General features: G+C 47.9%; 1 protein-coding gene. It reads left to right on the forward strand.

Annotation, left to right across the window (positions count from 1 at the left end):
• Nucleotides 1-162, forward strand: a 162-nt coding sequence (locus C1E58_RS11835) for an aminopeptidase (protein ID WP_161951319.1), incomplete at its 5' end; no start/stop codon positions are given.
• Between the last annotated feature and the right edge of the window lie 105 nt (nucleotides 163-267).

Consider the following 267-nt stretch of genomic DNA (forward strand, 5'->3'; position numbering starts at 1 on the left):
GGTGGTACGGAAATGAGCCAAGAAGAGCTCAAAGAAGCTGGTCTCAACCGCTCAGATGTTCACGTGGACTTCATGATTGGTTCTAACAAGATGAACATTGACGGTATCCGCGAAGACGGTACCCGTGTGCCAATCTTCCGTGATGGTGAGTGGGCGATTTAATGGAAACTGGGCAAAAAGCCCAGGATCACTTCTCAGAGTTCGTATCAACATCTCAGCGCAGTGGTTGATTGGCAGATTTGTTCGTGTTTTGCACTCCAAATCTGA

This window comes from Streptococcus suis, assembly GCF_002964575.1.
Lineage (GTDB): Bacteria > Bacillota > Bacilli > Lactobacillales > Streptococcaceae > Streptococcus > Streptococcus suis_R.